The following is a 22,436-nucleotide window of genomic DNA, read 5'->3' as shown; positions in this document are numbered from 1 at the left end:
TCTGTCACGATCACCGCATGGCGATCAACGAGCAGGTCATCTTCATCACCGGCGGCGCCCGTGGCATCGGGCTCGAGACCGCGAAGGCGCTGGGGGCACGTGGCGCGAAGTTGGTCCTGACCGACCTCGACACGCCTGCTCTCGACGCCGCCGTCGAGGCCATCGGCGCGGACCGCTGTGTCGGGATCGTCGCCGACGTCTGCGACCTCCCAGCGATGGAGGCGGCCGTCGCTGCGGCCGTCGAGAGGTTCGGCCGCATTGATGTCGTCCTCGCGAACGCGGGCATCGCCAGCTACGGGTCGGTGCTGACGATCGATCCGGCTACGTTCCAGCGGACCATCGACATCAACATCGTCGGCGTCTTCAACACCGCCCGTGCGTCCATCCCGGCACTGGAGCAGAGCAAGGGCTACCTGCTGGTGGTCTCGTCCCTGGCCGCCTTCGCCGCGTCGCCGGGACTGGCGGCGTACAACGCGAGCAAGGCCGGCGTGGAGCACTTCGCCAACGCGCTGCGACTGGAGGTGGCGCACAAGGGAATCGCGGTCGGGTGCGCCCACATGTCGTGGATCGACACCCCGCTCGTCCAGGACGCCAAGGCGGACCTGCCCACGTTCAAGGAGATGATCAGCAAGCTGCCACCGCCGATCAACCGGACCACCAGCGTCGACGCGTGTGTGAAGGCGTTCGTGAAGGGCATCGACAAGCGTGCCCGCCACGTCTACTGCCCGGGCTGGGTCCGGGGGATCGGGCTCAACCGCAACGTCATGAACTCCGCGGTGGGTGCCCGGCCCATCCTGAAGCTGGTGCCGGACCTGTTGCCGCGGATGGACGCCGAGGTCCGGGCGCTGGGGCGCTCGACCAGTGCCCGCAACGTCGCGAACGACGAACGATCAGTGGCGGGTGGCGATCAGGGCTGACGCGTCGGCCGCAACCATCACCTCGACGGTCGTGAACCGCTCGTCGGTGAGCCACTGCTCGCGCAGGGTGTCGACGCGACCGCCGGTGATCGGCGGCCACATCTCGCACGGGAAGAAGTCGTCGAGGACGACGATGCCGCCCGGCTCGACCAGGTCGGCGATCTTGTCGACCGCCACGGCCGACGGGTCGCCCGAGTCGAGGAAGAGCAGCGAGAACGGGCCCTTGTCCATCAACGTCGACCAGTCGGCGGCAAGGACGTCGACCAGCGGGTCGTCGACGAAGATCTCGGTGGCTGCGGCCGCGAGCTTGGGGTTGAGCTCGGCGGTGATGATCCGCGCCTTGTCGTTGCGGACGCCGGAGCGCAGCCACGCCGTACCGACGCCACAACCGGTGCCGAACTCGGCCATCAGGCCCTCGCGGGTTGCGGCGAGCGTGGCCAGGAGCCGGCCGGTCTCGTTGCGGCAGAACGCCACGTAGCCCGCCCGTCGGCACACGTCGAAGGCGCGGCTGACCACGTCGGGCAAGTCGGGGGGCGCGCTCATGCATCGAGTCTTACATCCGGTGTCTCAGATGTTGTGACCGCGATCTCGCATACCGAACATGACCGGATCGTGGAATCGGCCTGACACACGCCGCGACGTACGGCTATCGTTCTTCCATCATGCGTGGCGCCCTTCTCGTAATCGGCTGCCGCGGCGAGGCCTGAAGAAGGCCACCTCGCCGCGGTGACTGCGGCGATCCCTTGATCCAGCTGCCTGGCCTTCGATCATCAGAATCGAAGCCTTGGCGCATCTCCGACGCACCGCGGCGGGACACACCGATCGGTCTCTGTCACCTGACAGGCAACGCGATCCGTTGATCCGACGCAGTCGACTCCCGTGAGATCCACGAGCTGACGCCCACCCGCCGCGGTGGGAGACGCCAGGGCGAACCCACCCGGAAGTAGACCCGCCATGTTCACGACCACGCACCGCACCTCGACGCCCAGCGACCTGTCGGCCGCCGAATGGGGTCCCGCTCGCCACGATCCGGAACACCCGCTGCACAGCGCGCTGCTCGACGGCGACCCGTTCGCAGCGGTTGCCCTGCGAGACGGGGACGACGCTCGTCCTGACGACAACTAATCTCTAGTCACATGACCGAATCCTCTGCTGCTGCCGGCTCCGTCACCCCCACGACCGGCCAGGTCAACCTCGCCGTCATCGCCGGTGACGGCATCGGTCCCGAGGTCACCGCCGAAGCGCTCAAGGTGCTCGAGGTGGCCGCGCCGGCCGAGGTGAAGTTCGCCCGGACGGCGTACAACCTCGGCGCCGAGAACTACCTCGCCACGGGCGAGGTGCTCCCGGACTCCGTCCTCGAGGAGATCCGTCGTCAGGACGCGATCCTGCTCGGCGCTGTCGGCGGCAAGCCGAACGACCCGAACCTGCCCCCCGGCATCCTCGAGCGTGGCCTGCTGCTCCGCCTGCGCTTCGAACTCGACCACTACGTCAACCTGCGCCCCTCGCAGCTGTTCCCCGGCGCCACGTCGCCGTTGTCCGATGCCGTGCTCGGCAAGGGCGACATCGACTTCGTCGTGGTCCGTGAGGGCACCGAGGGCCCGTACACCGGCAACGGTGGCGCGCTGCGCGTCGGCACGCCCGCCGAGGTCGCGACCGAGGTCTCGGTCAACACCGCCTTCGGTGTGGAGCGCGTCATCCGCGACGCCTTCGCCCGCGCCCAGAAGCGCCCGCGCAAGAAGCTGACGCTGGTCCACAAGACCAACGTGCTGGTCAATGCCGGGTCTGTCTGGTGGCGCCTGTTCGAAGAGGTGGCCAAGGAGTTCCCGGACGTCACGACGGACTACAGCCACATCGACGCCGTGATGATCTACCTGACCACGGACCCGCAGCGCTTCGACGTGATCGTCACCGACAACCTGTTCGGCGACATCATCACCGACCTGGCCGCCGCCATCACCGGTGGCATCGGCCTGGCTGCGTCCGGCAACGTCAACCCCGATCGCACTGCGCCGTCGATGTTCGAGCCCGTCCACGGCTCGGCACCCGACATCGCCGGTCAGCTGATTGCGGACCCGACGGCCGCGATCCTGTCCGGTGCCCTGCTGCTCGACCACCTGGGCCACCCCGAGGCCGCCGCCCGCATCGAGAACGCCGTGCTTGCGGACCTCGCTGCGCGCACGCCGGGCCAGTCGCGTCGGACGCCCGAGGTGGGCGACGCGATCGCTGCCCGAGTAGCCGGCTGACCGCCGAGGCCCCAGCTCAGTGAGCGTTGCCTCGGCGGAATTTGCACTCCGGCGAGCGCAACCAGGTCCTCGCCGTTTCGCGCTGAGTTAATGAGGACTAACCTGATGACCATGCAGATCACCACCACTCTTTCTGCGGAACAGACCGACGACGCGCGGCTGGCAGAGATCCTGTCCAATCCGGGCTTCGGCGTGCACTTCTCCGACCACATGTTCACCGTCGAATGGACCGCCGAGAAGGGTTGGTACGACGCCCGCGTCACGCCCTACGGTCCGATCACCCTGGACCCGGCTGCGGCCGTCCTGCACTACGCGCAGGAGACCTTCGAGGGCATGAAGGCCTACCGCCACGGCGATGACTCGCTCTGGCTGTTCCGGCCCGAGGCGAACGCCGAGCGGATGAAGCGTTCGAGCCACCGCCTGGCCCTGCCCGTTCTCGAGCCGGCCGACTTCGTCCAGGCTGTCGAGGAACTCGTCAAGGTCGACGCCCGCTGGGTGCCCGGCAACGAGGACGGCGGCGAGAAGAGCCTGTACCTGCGGCCGTTCATGTTCGCCTCCGAGAAGTTCCTCGGTGTGCGACCGGCCCAGCACGTCACCTTCATGGTGATCGCCAGCCCCGCGGGCGCGTACTTCAAGGGCGGCATCAAGCCCGTCACGTTGTGGCTCACCGAGGAGTACACCCGCGCCGGCCGCGGTGGCATGGGTGCGGCCAAGACGGGCGGCAACTACGCCAGTTCGCTGGTCGCACAGCAGGAGGCCTACGCCCAGGGCTGCGACCAGGTCGTCTTCCTCGACGCCCAGGAGGGCAAGTACGTCGAGGAGCTCGGCGGGATGAACATGTACTTCGTCTACGACGACGGCTCCATCGTCACGCCCGAGACCGGCACCATCCTCGAAGGCATCACCCGCGCCTCGATCATCGAGCTCGCCGGGAAGATGGGCCACCAGGTCACCGAGCGTCAGTTCGGCATCGACGAGTGGCGTGCTGACATCGCCAGCGGCCGGATCACCGAGATCTTCGCCTGCGGCACGGCCGCGGTCGTCACGCCCGTGGGTTCCTTGAAGACCAAGGACGGCGACGTGGCGGCGCCCCCGAGCCAGGACCTCACCATGCGGATCCGCGAGGCCCTCGTCGGCGTCCAGCTCGGCCGAGCTGACGACACCTTCGGCTGGATGCACCAGATCAGCTGAGGAAGTCGGCGATCGCACCGGCGACGTCGGCCGGGTGCGTGACCACCAGTCCGTGATCGGCACCGGGTACGACGACGTCGGTGGCGCCCGGGAACCAGGCGAGCACGGTGGTGCGGACCTCCGCCCACCACGGACCACTCTCGGCCGCGCCGACGTGCAGCACGGGCGTCGCGATCCGTCGGGCGTCGTCGGCGGTGAAGGTCCACCCCAGCAACGCAGGAAGGTCCTGCTCGAAGAACGTGCTGGCGTCGCGGCGCATCTGTGCCCGCGCGTCAGGCACGTGCCGTTCGAGTGCCGACCACCAGTCGGGTGTGGTGGTCCGGTCCCAGAAAGCCTCCAGCGCTGCCGTAGGTCCCAGCTCTGCGCTGACGGACATCAGGTCGGCACAGACCGCGACGAATTCGTCGCGGTGGCTGGTGATCAGCGGTGGCGGTTCGATGAGCGTGATGCTGCGGACCATGCTGGGCGTCTGCGCGGCGACGGCGAGGGCGACGGCGGCTGAGTAGGAGTAGCCGACGACGTCGACCGCCGGGAGGTGGAGGGACTCCACGAGCGCGACACAGTCGGCGGCGTCCCGGACGATCGAGCCGGGGAGCTCGGGTCCGGTGCCGGTGTAGCCGCGACGGTGGGGGAGCAGCCGTCGTCGTCCCGCCAGGGCGGGCTCCCTGGCCAGGGGCAGCAACTCGTCGGCACCCAGTCCGGTCTGGATGAACAGCACGGCGTCGCCGGCGCCGAGGTCCAGGAGCGACATGGCTCATCGTCCCACGGCCGGCGCCAAGGGGGTGTCCGTGGGAAGTGCTTCACTGGCGGGCATGGCGCACCCGATCATGTTCAGCGACGACGACCCGGGTCTCCGCGAACTGCGGAAGATCTGCCTGGCCCTGCCTGGCGCCGAGGAGAAGGTCAGCCACGGCCGGCCGACGTTCCGTGCGGGCAAGATCTTCGCCGTCTTCGGGGGGTCCGAGAAGATCCGGCCCGGCGAGCACCGGATGGTGCCGAACGCGTTCATCTTCACCCCCGACAGCGTCGACCTGCCGGCCATCGACGAGGACGACAGGTTCTTCGTCCCCGCCTACTACGGTCCGTACGGCGGCCGGGCAATCGACCTGGCTGCCCCCGACATCGACTGGGCCGAGATCGCGGAGCTGGCCGACGCGTCGTACCGCCGGGTTGCGACGAAGCGGCTGGTCGCCGAACTCGACGCGCGCGGCTGACGCCTGCAGTTGACGTTGAAGTCGCGCGCCGCTGGGTAATCTCATTTCGTGACGATGCGACCCGAGAGTGGCGCGCCCACTCGCGTGGGCGACTACACGCTGCTGACCCAGCTCGGCGAGGGCGGCATGGGCATCGTTCATCTCGCCCAGGGCTCCGACGGTCGCCGGGTGGCGCTCAAGGTCCTGCGGCCGCAGATCGTCGGCGACAAGGAGGCCCGCGGTCGCCTTGCCCGCGAGGTCAGTTCGCTGACCCGGATCCGCAGCCCCTGGGTCGCCGAGATGCTCGCCGCCGACCCGTGGGCCGAGATCCCCTATGTCGTCACGCGGTACGTCCCCGGACTCACCCTGCACGAGCACATCGCGGCCGAAGGACCGATCGAGGGCCGCGACCTGCACTGGCTGGCCGGCTGCCTCGCCGAGGGACTCGCGGCCGTCCACGCCGTCGGCGTACTCCACCGCGACATCAAGCCGGGCAACGTGTTGATGGAGGGGCGCACGCCGATCCTGATCGACTTCGGCCTGGCCCGGGTGGCCGACGACATCCGCCTCACCCAGACGGGTTGGCTGCTGGGCACGCCCGGCTACCTCGCCCCGGAGATCCTGTACGGCGACGACGCCACCCCCGCTGCCGACGTGCACGCCTGGGCAGCGACCGTGGCCTATGCCGCGACCGGGCGGGCGCCATACGGCCGTGGACCGGCGATGGCGATCATGGACCGCACCCGTCGCGGTCAACACGACCTGTCCGGCATCGAGCAACCGCTGGCCGACGTGCTCGCGCTGGCGCTGCACCCCGATCCGCTGGAGCGTCCGCTGCTCGAGGAGTTGCTGGCCTGGGTGCGTCCGTTGAGCACCCGCCCCGAGTTGCCGCCGGTGCCGCCGCCGGGTGGCGTCTTCGCCGGTCCAGCCGCTGTCGAGGACGACTTCACGCTGCCGCTGGCCCTCGCGGGTCAGGCGTCTCCGCCTGCTCCGCCGACGCCAAGGACGATCGCGGACGTGTTTCCTCCGCCGCCTCCGCCGCCCGTCGTGGGCACCCGCGCCCTGCCCACCGAGATGGGGCTCCCGGCAGCCCTGCCGCCGACCACCCTGCCGCCGACCGCTCCGGGGCCGGCCGTCCACCTGCCGCATCCGCCGCCTCCGCCGACGGCGATGGACCGCATCGAGCGGGAGTGGGACCAGGCGCACGGTTTCGATCCCGACGCGCCGTTCGCGCCGCAGCCCCAGGCGCCTCTGGGCGAGCGTCTCCGTCGCTGGACCGCCATCGGCGTGGCCGCGATCGCGCTCGGTGCCGGGTTCGCGGCGGCGCCGTGGATTGCCACCCTTGTCGTGGTGCTGGCTGTGTGGCTGCTGCGCGCCGGTTCGCTGGCTGCGTCGGCGGTCGCCGATCGCCGTACCGTCCGGGGCATCAAGTGGTACGACGGCCTCCGACTCATCACGACCAGCCCCTGGCACCTGGTCCGTGCGATCACCGGCACCGTGGTGCTGGTGGCGTGGAGCGCAGGACTCGGACTCGCCGCCGGGCTGATCTGTTACGCCTTCGCCCTCGACGTGCCGAGCACCCTGATGGCGTGCGGCGCGACGCTGGGCGTGGCGCTCTGGTCGGGGCCGGGTGCGAGTCGGTTCCGCTCGCCGATCGCGCGGGTGCTCTACCCCGTGTGCCGCCCGACGTTGCCCTGGTTGTTCTGCTGCGCCGGACTGCTCGCGGTCTCGGCGGTCCTCGGCGTGCTGGTGGCCGGTCAGGGCACCCACTGGATCCCGTGGTCGAACGGGCCTTTCGGACTCTGATCCGCTCCGCCCGCGATTCGTGGCAGACTTGGCTGCGTGACCAGCACCACGAGCATCCCCAAAATCATTATCGTGTAGCGCGTCCGCACGCCGGACGCGCCAGCCTCTCGTTCTCGGGAGGCTTTTGTTTTGCCCGGGGTCTCGACAGGCTCGACCACCGAATGGACAGAAGTATCTGATGAACCAGTTCGACCAGCCGCTCGACCTGCACGGCGCGTTCCACGTCTACGACACGACCCTGCGTGACGGCATGCAGCAGGAGGGCCTCAACCCCACCGTCGCTGACAAGCTCGCGATCGCGCGTCACCTCGATGGACTCGGCGTCGGCTTCATCGAGGGCGGCTGGCCCGGTGCGAACCCGAAGGACACCGAGTTCTTCCGGCGCGCTGCCCTCGAGCTCGACCTCAAGCACGCACGGCTCACGGCTTTCGGCGCCACCCGCAAGGCTGGCATCCGGGCTGCCGACGACCCGCAGGTCGCGGGGCTCCGCGACAGCGGTGCCGGTGTCGTCACCCTCGTCGCGAAGTCCCACATCGGCCACGTCGAGAAGGCCCTGCGGACCACGCCTGAGGAGAACCTCGCGATGGTCCGCGACACCGTCAGTCACCTGCGCGCCGAGGGGCAGCAGGTCTTCCTCGACGCCGAGCACTTCTTCGACGGGTACCGGCTCGACCGGTCCTACGCGCTCGAGGTCCTGCGGGCGGCGTACGACGCCGGGGCGGAGGTGATCGCCCTCTGCGACACCAACGGCGGCATGCTCCCCGGCTGGGTCTCCGACGTCGTGCACGACGTCGTGCAGTCGGCCGGCGTCCGCGTCGGCATCCACTGCCACAACGACACCGGCCTGGCCGTCGCGAACACGCTCGCGGCCGTCGATGCCGGTGCCACCCACGTCCAGGGCTGCATCAACGGCTACGGCGAGCGCACCGGCAACGCCGACCTCGTCAACGTCGTCGCGAACCTCGAGCTCAAGCTGGACCGCCAGGTGCTGCCGCCCGGCCTGCTCCGTGAAGCCACCCGGATCGCGCACGCCGTCGCCGAGGTGACCAACGTTCCGCCGGCCGCGCGCCAGCCCTATGTGGGGACCAGCGCCTTCGCCCACAAGGCCGGGCTGCACGCCAGCGCGATCAAGATCGACCCCGACCTCTACCAGCACATGGACCCCGCTGGCGTCGGCAACGACATGAGGTTGCTGGTGTCCGAGATGGCCGGTCGCGCGTCGATCGAACTCAAGGGCAAGGAGCTCGGCTTCGACCTGTCGGACGCGCCCGACGTCGTCAACCGGGTGACCGCACGGGTCAAGGAGATGGAGTCGCGGGGCTACACCTTCGAGGCTGCGGACGCATCGTTCGAACTGCTGCTCGTCGAGGAGGCCGAGGGCCAGCGGCCGTCGTACTTCGAGGTCGAGAGCTGGCGCGTCATCACCGAGACGCTGACCCACGCCCAGCCGGGCGAGGAGGCCGTCTCCGAGGCGACCGTCAAGCTGCAGGCGGCGGGGGTGCGTTACGTCGTCACGGGCGAGGGCAACGGTCCGGTCAACGCGCTGGATCACGCACTGCGGACGGCGATCGGGCAGGCTTTCCCGGAGATCGTGAAGTTCGAGCTGATCGACTTCAAGGTGCGGATCCTCGACCAGGGTCACGGCACGGACGCGATCACGCGCGTGCTGATCGAGACCACCGATGGTGCCTCGTCGTGGGTGACGGTCGGTGTCGGCGCCAACATGATCGAGGCGTCGTTCGAGGCCCTCGCCGACGGACTCACCTACGGCATCCTGCGCCACCACGCTGACTGACGTCAGGCGACGATGCGTCGTACCAGCTCTTCCCAGCCGGCCATGACCTGCTCCTCGGACATCTGGGCCTGGTCGAACTGCTGGCGCAGGACGGGCAGGGCGAGCGGCGCGACGAGCGCTGTGGCGAGATAGGGCAGGTTGCCCTCGACGCCGAGTTCGGCCAGCAGGATCCGTACGTGCATGGTGACGAAGCCGGTGACGGCGTAGTTGTCGCCCCAGGTGCGGCCGGCGGCGTCGATCAGCGCGCCCTGCTGGAGGTGCAGGTGCATCCGGGACGCTCCGAAGGCCAGGAGGCGCTCCATCGGTGGGGCGCCCGGGCCCAGCGGTGGCGGCCCGCTGATGACAGCTTCCTGCCAGGCTCTCTCGGCGTGGTCGAGGAGCGAGGCCATCAGTCCCTCGCGGCTGCCGAAGCGCCGGAACACGGTGCCCTTGCCGACGCCGGCCTTCGCGGCAACCGCTTCCATGGTCACCCCGTCCACGCTGCAGCCCTGGATCAGTTCGCTCGCGGCGCTCAGCAGGGCCTCGCGGTTGCGGGCGGCGTCGGCGCGTTCGGTGGGCGGTGTGGCGAGAAGAGGGAGGGGCTTCGACATGGCTTCCTCAGCCTAGTTGGCGAAAGTTTTCGCGGCACTGGAATAGAAACGGACCGTGGTCCGTTTCGACCGACATGACTGACACCAAGAACACCCGCGTCGCCGTCCTCGTCGGAAGCCTCCGCGCCGATTCCGTGAACCGCCAGATCGCCGAGATCCTCCGCGACCAGGCTCCCGCCGGTACCGAGGTCGACATCATCGACGGCCTCGACCAGGTCCCGTTCTACAACGAGGACCTCGACGCCGGTTCGGCTCCCGCCACCGCGGCTGCGCTCCGTGACCGCGTCGCCCTCGCCGACCGCGTCCTCGCCGTCACCCCCGAGTACAACGGCACCATGCCGGCCGTGCTCAACAACGCCATCGACTGGCTGTCGCGCCCGTACGGCGCCGGTGCCATCGTCGGCAAGCCGTTCGGCGTTGTCGGCGCCACCCCGACGCCGTACGGCGGCAAGTGGGCGCACGCTGACACGGCTCGCTCCGCCGGTATCGCCGGTGCTGTCGTCGTCGAGGACGTCACCGTCTCGCAGTCCGCGATCGGTATCGACCTGGGCACCGACGCCGACGTGCAGGCCAAGCTCCTCGGTGCGCTGAGCACCCTGGTCGACTTCACCCCGGTCGTCACCGCAGCCTGACCACTACGGATTCGCCTTGATGGCTAGGGTCGGGGCGTGGAACTCCACGACCTGACCGCCCTCGAGCAGGGGGAGTTGATCCGCTCCGGCGAGATCAGCCCCGTCGAGCTCACCGAGCACTACCTCGAACGCGCCGCGCGTCTCCCTCAGGAGTACGTCGACGGCGCGTTCGCCTTTCGTGACCCCGATGCCGCGCGGCTGCGCGCCCGCGAGGTCGCTGCCGTCGGGCCGGTGGGTGACGGGGCGTCGCCGCTGGCCGGCGTACCAACGGCGATCAAGGACCTCAACCTGACTCGCGGGGTGCCGACGTCGTTCGGCTCGCCGGCCTTCGCTGGTTACGTGCCCGAGGTGTCGGACGCGGTGACGCTGTCGATCGAGGCGGCGGGCATGGTCAGTCTCGGCAAGACCAGCACGCCCGAGTTCGGGTCGCCCTGCTACACCGAGCCCGAGGGTCGGCCGCCTGCGGTGACGCCGTGGGACGTCACCCGGATGGCCGGCGGATCCTCAGGCGGTGCGGCCTCAGCCGTCGCGGCCGGGCTGGTCCCGGTCGCGCAGGGCTCCGACGGCGGTGGCTCGATCCGGATCCCGGCGTCCTGTTGCGGACTGGTCGGGCTCAAGCCCACGCGCGGCCGGATCAGCGGTTTCCCGATGTACGGCGACCCGGTCGGCCTCGCCGTCTCCGGACCGATCGCGCGCACCGTCGGGGATGCGGCCGCGATGCTCGATGTCCTCGCTGGCCGCCGGGCCGGCGATCCGTCGTGGGCACCCGAACCGTCCGGCACCTTCCTGTCCGCGGTCGGGCGCGAGCCCGGGCGGCTGCGGATCGCGTGCTTCGACGAACCGGTGATCGCCGACATCGAGGTGCACCCGGACGTGCGCCGCGCGTACCAGTCGGCCATCACGCTGCTGACGTCGCTCGGCCACTCCGTGGAAGGTGTCGAGGTGCCGATGCCGCGGGAGGCCGTGCCGGTCTTCGAGACCTGCTGGGCCGTGCTCACGGCACTGTCGACGGTTCCGCTGGACGCCCAGAAGAAGGGCATGCTGCGGCCGCTGACGCGCTGGCTCGGCGACCGCGGAGCGGCCGTCACCGCGCCGGAGTTCGGGCTGGCACTCGGCCAGTTGCGGCGGTACGCGGCCGAGGCGTTGGTCGCCCTGGCGCCGTACGACATCGTGCTGACGCCGACCCTGGCCACGCCCCCGCTCGCCGTCGGGGCGCTGCGCAACGACGCCGACCCCGCCGCGGACTTCGAGGCCCAGAAGCGCTTCACGCCGTGGACCTCGGCGTGGAACGTCACCGGCATGCCCGCGATCTCGCTCCCGCTCCACCACACGCCGGATGGCCTTCCGATCGGCATCATGCTCGCGGCACGTCCCGCCGAGGAGGAGCTGCTGCTCTCCCTCGCCGCGCAGGTCGAGGCCGCAGCGCCCTGGAAGGACCGCCACCCGCCGCTCTGGTGAGTCAGGCGAACCAGGACGGCGCGGCGGCCAGGAAGGCCGACTGGGGGAGGGAGCCGGAGTTCTCGGGGATCACGGCAACCACGGGGACGCCGGTGATGCGGGAGAGGTCGGTGCGGTTGCACTCCTCGGCCAGCGCGGGGGCGTCCGGCCACGATCCGATGACGAGACCGGCCGGCTCGACCTGACAGGCGCGCAGCGCGGTGACGGTCAGCTCGGTGTGGTTGAGGGTGCCGAGACCGGCCCGGCACACGACGAACACCTCGACGGGCGATGAGACGACGTCGCCGGTACGGCGGCGCAGGGCGAAGGTCAGGTCGCGCGCGATGTCGAGCAAGGTGCCGCCCTCGGCATCGATACGGACCAGGAGCCCGCCAGCGCCCTCGACCAGCACGACGTCGTACGACGGCAGGAGCTCGCGAATGCGCAGAACGTGCTCGCGCACGGTCGGAATGGCCACGCCCTGGCGTCGGGCGGCGGTGTCGGGCGCGAGCGGCTCGTCGAGTGCGACGAACTCCAGCACCTCCACACCGCTCAGCGCAGCGACGGTGTCCGTGTCATGGGGATCCGGGTCCGTGCCGCCGACCCCGGTCTGCACCGGCTTCACGACGAGCACGCGCTGTCCGGCCGCGGCCTCGCGTGCTGCGAGTGCGGCCGTTGCGACCGTCTTGCCGACTCCCGTGTCGGTGCCGGTGACGACGACGACTCGGGTCACTGGTGTTCCTTCACGAGGGCGACCAGGGTCGCGACGGCGCGCGCCCAGTCCTCCTCGGGGATGCCGGCGCTGGCCGTGATCCGCAACCGGGAGATCCCGTCCGGGACCGACGGCGGACGGAAGCAGCCGACGCGCAGGCCGGCTTCCAGGGCGGCGGCCTGGGCGGCGACAGCGGCCTGCGGTGAGGACATCGGGACCGACAGCACGGCGCCGGTCGGAGCGACCACACCCAGGGCATCGGCCAGGTCGGCAACGCGGGTCCGCACGGTCTGACCCAGTTCAGGGCGCGCGACGATCTCCCGAAGTGCGGCCAGCGCACCGGCGGTCGGCGCGGGAGCCAGGCCGGTGTCGAAGATGAAGGGACGCGCCCGGTTGACCAGGTGCTCGCGCACCGCCGCGGAGCCGAGGACCGCGCCGCCCTGACTGCCCAGCGACTTCGACAGCGTCGCGGTGACCAGGACGTGGGGGAGTCCGGCGAGTCCGAGCGTGGCGACGAGTCCCGGCCCGTGCACGCCCACGCCGTGCGCTTCGTCGGCGATGAGGAGGGCGTCGTACAGCTCGCACAGGGCGGCGAGTTCGCCCAGCGGAGCGGCGTCGCCGAGCACGGAGTAGACCGACTCGACGAGCACCATCGCCCGCTCGCCGGCCGCCTCGGCCGCAATCAGGGCGATGCGGACGGCGTCGACGTCGCTGTGCGGCACGACCGTCAACTGCGCGCGCGACAGCCGCACGGCGTCGACGAGCGAGGCGTGGATGTGGGCGTCAGAGATGACTCGCGTGGTCCGGTCGGCCAGCGCGGTGACAACAGCGAGGTTGGTGTGATACCCGGTCGAGAACACCAGCGCAGCCGGCTGTTCGAGATAGGCGGCCAACTCGGCTTCGAGTTCGGCGTGCACCGCCAGGGTGCCGGTCACGAGTCGCGAGGCGCTCGCGCCGGAGCCCCAGGTCAGGGCGGCGTCGGCTGCGGCGCGGCAGACCGCGGGGTCGCGGGCGAGACCGAGGTAGTCGTTGCCGGCGAGGTCGATGGTTGCGTCGTCGAAGGCCCGCGCGCGCAGCCGGCGGGTCAGCCCCGCGTCCTCGCGGCTCGTCGCCTCGGCGTCGAGCCATTCACTCCACTTGCTCATCCGGCACGCACCGCCGCTCCGATTCCGGCGATGAGGAGATCGAGTTCCTCGTCGCTGGTGACGTACGGCGGCATGGCGTAGACGAGGTCGCGGAAGGGCCGCAGCCACACGCCCGCCTCGATCGCGGCGTCGGTCGCCGCCGCGACGTCGACGGGGTGGTCGAGCTGGACCACTCCGACCGCGCCGATGGTGCGTACGTCGACCACGCCCGGCAACGCCCGCAGCGGCTCGAGGCCTGCGGCGAGGCGGGTTCCGATTCGCTCGACCGTGCCCGCCCAGTCCTGCGACAACAACAGGTCGATCGACGCGGTGGCAACCGCGCAGGCGAGCGGATTGCCCATGAACGTGGGGCCGTGCATGACGACACCGGACTCACTGGCAGAGATGCCGCGCGCGACCTCGTCGGTGGTGAGGACGGCGGCAAGGGTCAGGTAGCCGCCGGTCAGCGCCTTGCCGACGCAGAGGATGTCGGGGGTGACCAGTTCGCTGACGAACAGATGACCGGTGCGGCCGAAGCCGGTGGCGATCTCGTCGAACACCAGCACCAGGCCGTGCTCGTCGGCGATCTCGCGGAACACCTGCAGGCAGGCGGCCGGGTAGGGGTGCATGCCGCCCGCGCCTTGCAGCAGCGGTTCGACGATGATCCCGGCCAGTTCGTGGTGGTGCTGGTCAGCGATGTGACGCAGCGTCGTTGCCCAGGCAGCGATCTCGGCCTCGGTGGCGTCGGCTGCAGGCGGCTGGGGTGCGAACACCTGCTGCGGCAGCAGGCCGGCCCACATCGAGTGCATGCCGCCGACCGGGTCGGTGACGCTCATGCAGTCGAAGGTGTCGCCGTGATAGCCGCCGAGGACGGTCAGCATCCGCGTGCGGTCGGGGCGCCCGACGCCCCGCTGGTACTGCAGCACCATCTTCATCGCGACCTCGACGGAGACCGATCCGGAGTCGGCGAGGAACACTCGCTGCAGCGGTTCGGGAGTGATCGAGACGAGGCGCTTGCCGAGTTCGACGGCCGGCTCGTGGGTGAGCCCGCCGAACATCACGTGCGAGAACGAGCCGATCTGGTCGACGACCGCAGCGTCGAGCACCGGGTGCCGGTAGCCGTGGATCGCCGACCACCACGACGACATCCCGTCGACGACCTCGCGACCGTCGACCGTGAGCACCGCACCGGACGCCTCCGTCACCAGGCGCACCGGCGTCGGCTCGGTCATCGACGTGTAGGGATGCCACAGGTGCTCGCGATCGAACGCGAGGGTTTCGGTGGCGGCCAGGGCAGTCATGCGGGCGACTCAGGCGTTCGCCGGAACCTCGGTGCCGGCGCCGCGCTGGCGGATCACCGGCTTGTGGTCGTCCTCGACGACAGCGGTGTCCGAGAGCCCGGCCGCGCAGCCACCGCAGCTCGAACCGCATCCGGTCGTGGCCGAACCACACGGCGTGGTCGCCACCGCGTGCGCCGCAGCAGCGGAGGAAGGTGCGTTGAAGACGTCGTCGAACGTGCCGTCGTTGAAGGCGTTCTCCTGGCCGAGGATGACGAAGCCGTTGTCGCGCATCATCTCCAGGTCCGACTTGGCGTCCTGGCCTTCGGAGGTCAGGTAGTCGCCGAGGAAGATCGAGTTGGCGACGTGCAATGCGGTCGCCTGCAGGGTGCGCAGGTGCATCTCGCGGCCACCGGCGATGCGGATCTCCTTGTCCGGGCACACGAAGCGCGCCATGGCGAGGATCTTCACGCAGCGCGTGGGGGAGAGCTCCCAGGTGTTCTCGTACGGGGTGCCGTCGAAGGGCATCAGGAAGTTCACCGGGATGGAGTCCGAGCCGAGCTCCTTGAGGGCGAAGAGCGCCTCGACGAGCTGCTCGTCGGTCTCGCCCAGTCCGGCGATCAGGCCCGAGCACGGCGACAGGCCGGCGGACTTCGCCTTGCCGATGGTGTCCACGCGGTCGTCGTACGTGTGGGTCTGGACGATGTTGTCGTGGTTGGACTCGGCGGTGTTGATGTTGTGGTTGTAGGCGTCGACACCGGCGGCCTTGAGGCGCTCGGCCTGGCCGTCCTTGAGGAGGCCGAGGCAGGCGCAGACCTCGACGCCGTCGTACTCCTCCTTGAGGGCCTCGGTCATCTCGACGACCTTGTCGATGTCGCGGTTCGAGGGGCCACGGCCCGACGAGACCATGCACACGCGGGAGGCGCCGCCCTTGAGGCCGGCGCCGGCCTGCTTGATCGCGTCATCCTTGGAGAGCCAGGAGTACTTGAGGATCGGCGCTTCCGAACCGATCGACTGCGAACAGTAGTTGCAGTTCTCGGGACACAGGCCGGACTTGAGGTTGACCAGGTAGTTGACCTTGACCCGGTTGCCGAAGTGCTCGCGGCGCAGGCGGCCGGCGGCGGCGACGATCGACATCAACTCGAAGTCGGGTGCCTGGAGTACGGCGAGCGCGTCAGCCTCGGTGGCAGCGCCACCGTCGAGGATCCGGGTGGCCAACTGGTCGAACTGCGCGCTCATGGGTCTCCTTGACAAGATAAGTTGAACACTGTTCAGGTAGTCAGGATAAGCGAAGAAGACAGGAGGCGCCACATGGGCTATCGCCGTGGAGAAATCGTGGACCGCGCGATCGCGTTCCTCGACGACGTCGGGCTCGACGCGCTCTCCATGCGCAAGCTCGCCGCCGACCTCGGGATCCAGGTGGGGGCGCTCTACCACCACTTCGAGAACAAGGCCGCCCTGTACGCCGCCGTCTCCGACGAAATCCTGCGCCGCGGACGCCGCCCCGCCGAGATCGTCGCGTGGGATGCCGAGTTGAGCCTGCTCTGTTTCGAACTGCGCGACGCCATGCGCCGCCACCGCGACGGCGCCGCCCTCATTGCCCAGGTCCACCGGTACGACGCCGAGGTGCTCGAACGTCCGCTGCGCGCGGCCCTCGAGCGGGGCGGTGCGGACGCTCACCTGGCCCGCGTCGGGGCGCGGACGTTGGTCCGGTTGACCCTCTCCCACGAGGGCGACGACGCCGACGACTTCAGTCTCGGACTGGGCCTGGTCCTCGACGGATTGCGTCACCGGCTCAGCTCGCCCGCGTGATGGTTCGATGGCGTTGAGCCTGCAGCCACCGATCTCCGGCTACTGCGCGCCCCCATTCGGGCGCCCCGGACGGCGTTGTCGCACCTCGACGGGCCTCCGGCCCGCCTTCGGCACTCCGCCTTGCCGGGACACCCGACTGGAGACGCTCGCTACGCCGGAAATCGGTGGCTGCAGGCTAAGGTCCACGAAACATCCGGGAGGCACGATGGACGACATGGCGATGAATCCAGTGACGGTCGTGCTGTTCGGCGCGACGGGCGACCTGGCGCGGCGCAAGCTCCTGCCCGGGCTCCTCCATCTGTTCGAGACCGGCCTCATTCCGGACCTGCAGATCGTCGGCACCTCGCTCGACGAGCACACCACCGAGTCCTTCGTCGCGTTCGCCCATGAGGCATCGACGGAGTTCTCCGGTACTGACGGGGACATGGCTGCGTGGCCGGAGTTCTCCAAGCGCCTGCACTGGGCGCCGGGCGCCGAGGGGGCCGCGGGACTGCGCGCCGCCGTCGAGAAGGCGGAGGGTGGCGCCACGGGCGATCGCACCCGGTTGCACTACCTCAGCGTGCCGCCGAAGGCCGCGCTGGCGGTGGTGAAGACCCTCGAGGACGCCGACCTGGTGCGTGGCAGCCGGATCATCATGGAGAAGCCGTTCGGCGTCGACCTGGCCAGTGCGAAGAAGCTCAACGGGGAGCTGCACAAGACGTTCGACGAGTCGCAGATCTATCGGATCGACCACTTCCTCGGGAAGGAAGCGGCGCAGAACATCCTCGCGTTCCGGTTCGCCAACGGGCTCTTCGAGCCGATCTGGCACCGCAACAACATCGACCACATCCAGATCGACATCCCCGAGGAACTCGGGCTCGACCAGCGCGCGAACTTCTACGAGTCGACCGGCGCCTACAAGGACATGGTGGTCACCCACCTGTTCCAGGTGCTGGCGTTCATCGCGCTCGAGCCGCCGACGGCGCTCACGCCGCACGCGATCAACGAGGAGAAGAACAAGGTCTTCCGGTCGATGTTGCCGATCGACCCGGCGGACGTCGTACGCGGTCAGTACCAGGGGTACCGCGACATCAAGGGCGTCGCGCCCGAGTCGGAGACCGAGACCTTCATCGCGCTCAAGTGCTACATCGACAACTGGCGCTGGGCCGGCGTTCCGTTCTACTTGCGCACCGGGAAGCGGCTGGCCGAGGGGGCGCGGATCATCTCCATCGCCTTCAAGGAGCCGCCGAAGTCGATGTTCCCGAAGAACTCCGGCGTCGGCGAGCACGGCCCCGACCACCTGACCTTCGACCTCGCGGACAAGGCGAAGATGTCGCTGTCGTTCTACGGCAAGCGCCCCGGGCCGGGGATGAAGCTCGACAAGCTCTCGATGCAGTTCGCGATGGGCGACACCACGTGGGCCGGCTCCGTCCTGGAGGCCTACGAGCGCCTGATCTACGACGCCGCGCGCGGCGACCAGACGCTGTTCACCTCCGCAGAGGGCATCGAACGGTTGTGGGAGGTCTCCGAGCCGCTGCTCGACAACCCGCCGATCGTCCGGCCCTACCGCCAGGGCAGTTGGGGACCGAACCAGATCCACCAGCTCATCGCGCCGTACGCCTGGCGCCTGCCGTTCGAGCGGCAGTGGCGCGACCCGAACACCCTGGGAAGTTGACCGGCCTCACGTCGTACTGAAGGCGTAGTCCTCCAGCGGGAACCGGACTGCTTCGCGGTGCGCGGACACGGTCGACGTCGGCCGCAGCAGCACGGCCTCGCCGTGCTGGTTGAAGTAGTAGCTGCGCGCGGTCGAGCAGTCGCCGGCGTTGAACACCGAGTTGCCCATCAATCCGGTCATCCGGTCGAGGAATTCCTGGTTGGCTTCCTCGGAGACCTCGAACACGTCGGCGTCCCGCTTCTTCATCGCCTTCAGTAGTCGCGCCATGTGCGCCATCTGCGTCTCGATCGTCGTGAAGTACGACAGTCCGGAGTAGGAGTACGGGCTGTTGAGCGAGAAGAAGTTGGGGAAGCTCGGCACCGAGATGCCCTCATAGGCGCTGAACCGGTTGTCCCGCCACCACTTGCCGAGGTTGCGTCCCTCACGCCCGATGATCTCGATCGCCGGGAAGTTCACGTCCCACAGGTTGAACCCGGTGGCCAGGACCAGCACGTCGAGGTCCGCGCGGGTGCCGTCGACCGTGACGATCCCGTCGGCATCGACATGGTCGATCGTCGTGGTCTCCAGGTCGACGTGCGGCTGGGTGAACGTCGGGAAGTAGGTGTTGCTGAACGTCGGGCGCTTGCAGCCGAAGTCGTAGTCAGGCGTCAGTTTCGCGCGGAGCTCACGGTCCTTGACCTGGCTCCTGAGGTGACGTTCGCACACCTGCTTCCCGATGCGGTTGGCCCACGGCAGGTCCTTGAAGTGCAGGACGCCGGCCACCATCAGCAGCTCGAGGATCGAGGCGCTGACGAGGCGGGTGGCCTTCTGGGTCAGCGGCACCCTCGCGAACGCGCCCCGGACGACGCCGGGGACCGGGCCGTCCATCTTCGGGCTGACGTAGATCGGGGTCCGCTGGTAGACGGTGAGGTGGTCGGCGACCTTCGCCAGCTCGGGGATCAGCTGGACAGCGGTCGCCCCGGTGCCGATGATGCCGATCCGCTTGCCCTCGAGGTCGATGTCGTCGTTCCAGCGGGTGGTGTGGATGACCTCACCAGCGAAGTCATTGATGCCGGCGATGTCGGGGTTCTTCGGCTGGGAGAGGAAGCCGGTGGCCGTCAACAGGAAGCGTCCCCGAACCGTCTCGCCACCCTCGATGGACACCGACCATGCCGAGTCGTCCTCGTCCCAGTGGGCGCCTTCGACGACCGTGTCGAAACGCATCATTCGACGCAGGTCGTACTTGTCGGCGACGGTCTCGGCGTACTGCTTGAGCTCGGCCCCGGGCGCGAACAGCCGTGTCCAGTGCGGGTTCGGTTCGAACGAGTAGGAGTACGTCGACGACGGGATGTCGACCGCGAGACCGGGGTAGCGGTTGACGTGCCAGGTGCCGCCGAGGTCATCCTCGCGCTCGAGGATCACCAGGTCGTCGTACCCGCTCCGGCGAAGCTGGATGGCGGCTCCCATGCCGCCGAAACCTGCTCCGACGATGACAGCGTCATGGATGTGGGTGCTCACGGGTGGCTCCGATCGGTGGTGGCGGCTGCCGCGTCGAGGCGGGCGGTGTAGGCGGCGCGGGCGGTGTCATCGGGGTGCAAAGCGCGGTCGTCGCGCACGACCCGGCGGATGCGGTCGAGGACCGGTACGGGTACGAGCTGGCTGCCGACTGAGAGGGCCCCGACGTAACGGGGCACCGCGATCTCGGCCGCGCGGTTGTTGACGGAGTCGACGACGGCGCTGGCGATCCGGGCCGGGGTGACCTTCGGGATCGGCTTCATGTCGACGCCCGACGCGAGGTCGGTGTCGACGGCCGAGGGGAGGACGGCGGTGAGGGTGACGCCGTACGGCGCCATCTCCAGCCGGGTGGCGGCGGTCAGTCCGACGACGGCGTACTTGCTCGCGTTGTAGACCGCGAGCCCCGGGATGGGGAACTTGCCCGCGAGCGAGGCGACGTTGACGACGTGGCCGCGGCGCCGCTCGGTCATGCCGGGCAGCACCCGGCGCATGCCGTTCAGGACGCCGAACACGTTGACCTCCATGGTCAGTCGGTCCACGGCAACGCTCTGGTCGAGGAAGGCGCCGTTGGGCATCACGCCGGCGTTGTTGACCAGGACGTCGACCGGGCCGTACTCGGCCTCGGCGCCCGTCACGAAGGCGTTGTACGACGACGCGTCGGCCACGTCCAGGAGGTGGGCCGAAGCGCCGGTCGCCTGTGCGGTTGCCTTCGCGACGTCGAGGTCGAGGTCGCCGAAGGACACGCGGGCACCCCTTGCGAGGAAGGCCTCGACGGTCGCGCGGCCGATGCCGCGGGCGCCGCCGGTGACGACGACATGGGCGTCCTTGAGGTCGATATGCGTGGGGCCCTTCGACAGGCTCAGGACGGCGCGCTTCATCGGGCCACCTTCGGGGTCGTGAGGCTACGGGTGACGAGGTCAGGCGCCTGGGCGCGGGCGACCTCGCGGACGTGGTCGCGGCGCGAGCCGTCCATGAAGTTGGCCCCCATGGCAGCAAGGTCCGCGGTCGTGGGTTCGATCCGACGTACATGGGCACCTGCGCGGCGAAGCGCCTCGACTTCGTCGTCGACGCGGCGGGTCATCGGCTTGCGCAGTGCCCGCTCGAGGCGCTGCAGGCCACGAGCAGGGGCGCCGTCTTCGTTGGACATCGGCGCGACGATGACGACCTCGTCGATCCGGCCGTCCTCGACGGCAGGGAGGAGCAGGTCGGCGGAGGTGGGGGAGATGGTGCCGCCGTCGAGGTACGGACGGCCGCCGATGTCGACGGGCGGGAACCAGCCCGGGATCGCCCAGGAGGCCGCGATGGCCTGGCTGAGCCGGGTGGCGGGGGAGTCGGCGCGGCCGAGTGGGACCCGGTGGCCGGTGCGGGCGTCCGCGGCGATCAGCCAGGTGTCGGGGTGGTCGACCCAGCCGCCGGGAGCGAGGGCGTCGCCGAGGCGGACGAGCCAGTCGGCGTTTCCGCGGCCGCGGGGCAGCAGGCCGGCGATCCCGGCGAGCGGGTCCACCTTCCCGGTCAGTGCGGCGCGCGCGATCCCGAGTCCGGGAAGACCCAGGCCAGGCATCCCGGGCAGCGAGCCCGGAGCGCCCGGCGAGTGCAGATGCGAACGCACGCGCGGATCGGACTCGGAAGCGATGGCCCCGGCGGTGATCCCCGCACCGAGCATCGCGACGAGTTCGGCACCCGCCGACGTACCGACGAGGACGTCGGCAGTCGTGGGGTCCCACCCCTGTTGTTCGAGCTCCGCCAGCACCTCAGCGGTCCAGGCGAACCCGAGCGTGCCTCCGCAACCAATGACCAGTGCGCGCCCCATCGGACCCCCTGAAAGCAAAACGGAATGGAATGTCAGTTACGGAACGTATCGTCAGATTGGCCGCGAGGCAATAGGATGTCCGTCATGACGGCCGAGGTGGAGACCAGCGAATCAACCGCTGTGCGTCCGCCTTCGCGGCTCGAGTTGCGCAAGGCGCAGACGCGGCGCGAGATCATCGACGCCGCCTTCACCTGCTTCGCCGAGCAGGGTTATCACCCGACCGGGATCGCCGACATCGCCGCGCGGATCGGCATCGGCCACGGCACCTTCTACCGCTACTTCGAGAACAAGCGCGACATCGTCGAGCACGTCATCAACGACCTGATCGAGCGGATCGTCGAGACCCTGGGGGCCGAGAACGCCCCCGACGCCGTCGACACGCTCGAGGACTACCGTGCGCAGTCGGCGCGGATCGGCGAGGGGCTGGCGCGGATCTTCAGCCAGGACCCCCGCGTCCCGCAGTTGCTGCTGTCGGCAGCGGGCATCGATGACGCGATGCGCGAGAAGATGCTCGACCTCTTCGACCTGACCACCCCGCTGACGGCTGCGTATCTCGTTCACGGTGTCGAGGGCGGCTACCTGCGCAGCGACCTCGACGTCGAGCCCACGGCGCAAGCCATCAACGGGATGATCCTCGGCTCCGTTCTCGCCGCCCTGCGTGACCCGACACCCGAACGCCAGGCCCGGTTGAGCGCCGCCATTCGGGCTGTCATGTACGACGGCATCTCGGCCCGATGACGCCTGCGGGA

22 protein-coding genes are annotated in these 22,436 nt (G+C 69.6%); 12 read left to right on the top strand and 10 right to left on the bottom strand.

Annotated elements, in window-relative coordinates; translation table 11 throughout:
* Positions 1 to 17 precede the first annotated feature (17 nt).
* Positions 18 to 917 (top strand): SDR family oxidoreductase, encoded by a 900-nt coding sequence (locus HRC28_RS20275; protein ID WP_182377194.1) that lies wholly within the window; start codon positions 18 to 20, stop codon positions 915 to 917.
* Here the strand turns inward: HRC28_RS20275 and HRC28_RS20270 are convergent.
* Positions 891 to 1,460 (bottom strand): class I SAM-dependent methyltransferase, encoded by a 570-nt coding sequence (locus tag HRC28_RS20270; protein ID WP_182377193.1) that lies wholly within the window; start codon positions 1,458 to 1,460, stop codon positions 891 to 893. The genes HRC28_RS20275 and HRC28_RS20270 overlap by 27 nt on opposite strands.
* Before the next feature lie 411 nt (positions 1,461 to 1,871).
* Between HRC28_RS20270 and HRC28_RS20265 the strand changes: the two genes are divergently transcribed.
* The 3 genes from HRC28_RS20265 to HRC28_RS20255 all read left to right on the top strand — a co-directional run bounded on the left by HRC28_RS20265 (position 1,872) and on the right by HRC28_RS20255 (position 4,351).
* On the top strand, positions 1,872 to 2,042 hold the full coding sequence (locus HRC28_RS20265; protein ID WP_182377192.1) for a hypothetical protein: 171 nt from the start codon (positions 1,872 to 1,874) through the stop codon (positions 2,040 to 2,042).
* Between the two features lie 11 nt (positions 2,043 to 2,053).
* Positions 2,054 to 3,160 (top strand): 3-isopropylmalate dehydrogenase, encoded by a 1,107-nt coding sequence (locus HRC28_RS20260; protein ID WP_182377191.1) that lies wholly within the window; start codon positions 2,054 to 2,056, stop codon positions 3,158 to 3,160.
* Positions 3,161 to 3,271: 111 nt separating this feature from the next.
* Complete coding sequence (locus tag HRC28_RS20255) at positions 3,272 to 4,351, top strand: branched-chain amino acid aminotransferase (RefSeq protein ID WP_182380822.1); 1,080 nt, start codon at positions 3,272 to 3,274, stop codon at positions 4,349 to 4,351.
* Here the strand turns inward: HRC28_RS20255 and HRC28_RS20250 are convergent.
* On the bottom strand, positions 4,344 to 5,102 hold the full coding sequence (locus tag HRC28_RS20250) for an alpha/beta hydrolase (protein WP_182377190.1): 759 nt from the start codon (positions 5,100 to 5,102) through the stop codon (positions 4,344 to 4,346). The genes HRC28_RS20255 and HRC28_RS20250 overlap by 8 nt on opposite strands.
* Between HRC28_RS20250 and HRC28_RS20245 the strand changes: the two genes are divergently transcribed.
* The 3 genes from HRC28_RS20245 to cimA all read left to right on the top strand — a co-directional run bounded on the left by HRC28_RS20245 (position 5,101) and on the right by cimA (position 9,145).
* On the top strand, positions 5,101 to 5,565 hold the full coding sequence (locus tag HRC28_RS20245) for an MmcQ/YjbR family DNA-binding protein (RefSeq protein WP_237111582.1): 465 nt from the start codon (positions 5,101 to 5,103) through the stop codon (positions 5,563 to 5,565). The genes HRC28_RS20250 and HRC28_RS20245 overlap by 2 nt on opposite strands.
* 54 nt (positions 5,566 to 5,619) lie before the next feature.
* The gene (locus HRC28_RS20240) at positions 5,620 to 7,350 is read left to right on the top strand and encodes a serine/threonine-protein kinase (protein WP_237111876.1); all 1,731 of its coding nucleotides are present in this window, start codon (positions 5,620 to 5,622) and stop codon (positions 7,348 to 7,350) included.
* A 178-nt stretch (positions 7,351 to 7,528) separates the two neighbouring features.
* Entirely contained in the window at positions 7,529 to 9,145 is a 1,617-nt protein-coding gene (gene cimA, locus HRC28_RS20235) for a citramalate synthase (protein ID WP_182377188.1), read from the top strand.
* A gap of 2 nt (positions 9,146 to 9,147) precedes the next feature.
* Here the strand turns inward: cimA and HRC28_RS20230 are convergent, their stop codons facing one another.
* Positions 9,148 to 9,735: a TetR/AcrR family transcriptional regulator gene (locus tag HRC28_RS20230; RefSeq protein WP_182377187.1), complete on the bottom strand. Its 588-nt coding sequence runs from the start codon at positions 9,733 to 9,735 to the stop codon at positions 9,148 to 9,150.
* A gap of 74 nt (positions 9,736 to 9,809) precedes the next feature.
* On the opposite strand from HRC28_RS20230, the gene HRC28_RS20225 reads away from it, so the two are divergent.
* Together HRC28_RS20225 and HRC28_RS20220 are read left to right on the top strand one after the other, a co-directional pair.
* Positions 9,810 to 10,367: an NAD(P)H-dependent oxidoreductase gene (locus HRC28_RS20225; protein ID WP_182377186.1), complete on the top strand. Its 558-nt coding sequence runs from the start codon at positions 9,810 to 9,812 to the stop codon at positions 10,365 to 10,367.
* A gap of 36 nt (positions 10,368 to 10,403) precedes the next feature.
* A complete protein-coding gene (locus tag HRC28_RS20220) occupies positions 10,404 to 11,825 on the top strand; it encodes an amidase (RefSeq protein WP_182377185.1) in 1,422 nt (473 codons plus the stop codon).
* Position 11,826: 1 nt separating this feature from the next.
* On the opposite strand, the gene bioD is transcribed toward HRC28_RS20220, so the two are convergent.
* Genes bioD through bioB form a run of 4 tightly spaced genes read right to left on the bottom strand, consistent with a single transcriptional unit; the run spans position 11,827 to position 16,156 of the window.
* On the bottom strand, positions 11,827 to 12,537 hold the full coding sequence (gene bioD, locus HRC28_RS20215; RefSeq protein ID WP_182377184.1) for a dethiobiotin synthase: 711 nt from the start codon (positions 12,535 to 12,537) through the stop codon (positions 11,827 to 11,829).
* Positions 12,534 to 13,661, bottom strand: coding sequence for an 8-amino-7-oxononanoate synthase (locus HRC28_RS20210; RefSeq protein ID WP_182377183.1), 1,128 nt, complete (start codon positions 13,659 to 13,661; stop codon positions 12,534 to 12,536). The genes bioD and HRC28_RS20210 overlap by 4 nt, the downstream gene beginning before the upstream one ends.
* A complete protein-coding gene (locus HRC28_RS20205; protein WP_182377182.1) occupies positions 13,658 to 14,941 on the bottom strand; it encodes an adenosylmethionine--8-amino-7-oxononanoate transaminase in 1,284 nt (427 codons plus the stop codon). Before HRC28_RS20205 ends, HRC28_RS20210 begins: the two co-directional genes overlap by 4 nt.
* 9 nt (positions 14,942 to 14,950) lie before the next feature.
* The gene (bioB, locus tag HRC28_RS20200) at positions 14,951 to 16,156 is read right to left on the bottom strand and encodes a biotin synthase BioB (RefSeq protein ID WP_182377181.1); all 1,206 of its coding nucleotides are present in this window, start codon (positions 16,154 to 16,156) and stop codon (positions 14,951 to 14,953) included.
* 72 nt (positions 16,157 to 16,228) lie between these two features.
* On the opposite strand from bioB, the gene HRC28_RS20195 reads away from it, so the two are divergent.
* Positions 16,229 to 16,729, top strand: coding sequence for a TetR family transcriptional regulator (locus tag HRC28_RS20195; protein ID WP_182377180.1), 501 nt, complete (start codon positions 16,229 to 16,231; stop codon positions 16,727 to 16,729).
* A gap of 214 nt (positions 16,730 to 16,943) precedes the next feature.
* The gene (gene zwf, locus HRC28_RS20190; RefSeq protein ID WP_237111581.1) at positions 16,944 to 18,383 is read left to right on the top strand and encodes a glucose-6-phosphate dehydrogenase; all 1,440 of its coding nucleotides are present in this window, start codon (positions 16,944 to 16,946) and stop codon (positions 18,381 to 18,383) included.
* A gap of 6 nt (positions 18,384 to 18,389) precedes the next feature.
* On the opposite strand, the gene HRC28_RS20185 is transcribed toward zwf, so the two are convergent.
* The 3 genes from HRC28_RS20185 to HRC28_RS20175 are packed head-to-tail and all read right to left on the bottom strand — an operon-like array spanning position 18,390 to position 21,687.
* Positions 18,390 to 19,880, bottom strand: coding sequence for an NAD(P)/FAD-dependent oxidoreductase (locus HRC28_RS20185; RefSeq protein WP_182377179.1), 1,491 nt, complete (start codon positions 19,878 to 19,880; stop codon positions 18,390 to 18,392).
* Positions 19,877 to 20,755 carry an SDR family oxidoreductase gene (locus tag HRC28_RS20180; protein WP_202033135.1) on the bottom strand — a complete coding sequence of 293 codons (879 nt, stop codon included), beginning with the start codon at positions 20,753 to 20,755 and terminating at the stop codon, positions 19,877 to 19,879. The genes HRC28_RS20185 and HRC28_RS20180 overlap by 4 nt, the downstream gene beginning before the upstream one ends.
* Positions 20,752 to 21,687, bottom strand: coding sequence for a patatin-like phospholipase family protein (locus tag HRC28_RS20175; RefSeq protein ID WP_182377178.1), 936 nt, complete (start codon positions 21,685 to 21,687; stop codon positions 20,752 to 20,754). The genes HRC28_RS20180 and HRC28_RS20175 overlap by 4 nt, the downstream gene beginning before the upstream one ends.
* A gap of 84 nt (positions 21,688 to 21,771) precedes the next feature.
* Between HRC28_RS20175 and HRC28_RS20170 the strand changes: the two genes are divergently transcribed.
* Complete coding sequence (locus HRC28_RS20170) at positions 21,772 to 22,425, top strand: TetR/AcrR family transcriptional regulator (RefSeq protein WP_182377177.1); 654 nt, start codon at positions 21,772 to 21,774, stop codon at positions 22,423 to 22,425.
* The last annotated feature ends 11 nt before the right edge of the window (positions 22,426 to 22,436 follow it).

This window comes from Nocardioides sp. WS12 (assembly GCF_014108865.1).
GTDB lineage: Bacteria > Actinomycetota > Actinomycetes > Propionibacteriales > Nocardioidaceae > Nocardioides.
The sequence above is the reverse complement of the archived record's forward strand: the minus strand, read 5'-3'. Positions and strand labels throughout refer to the sequence as shown.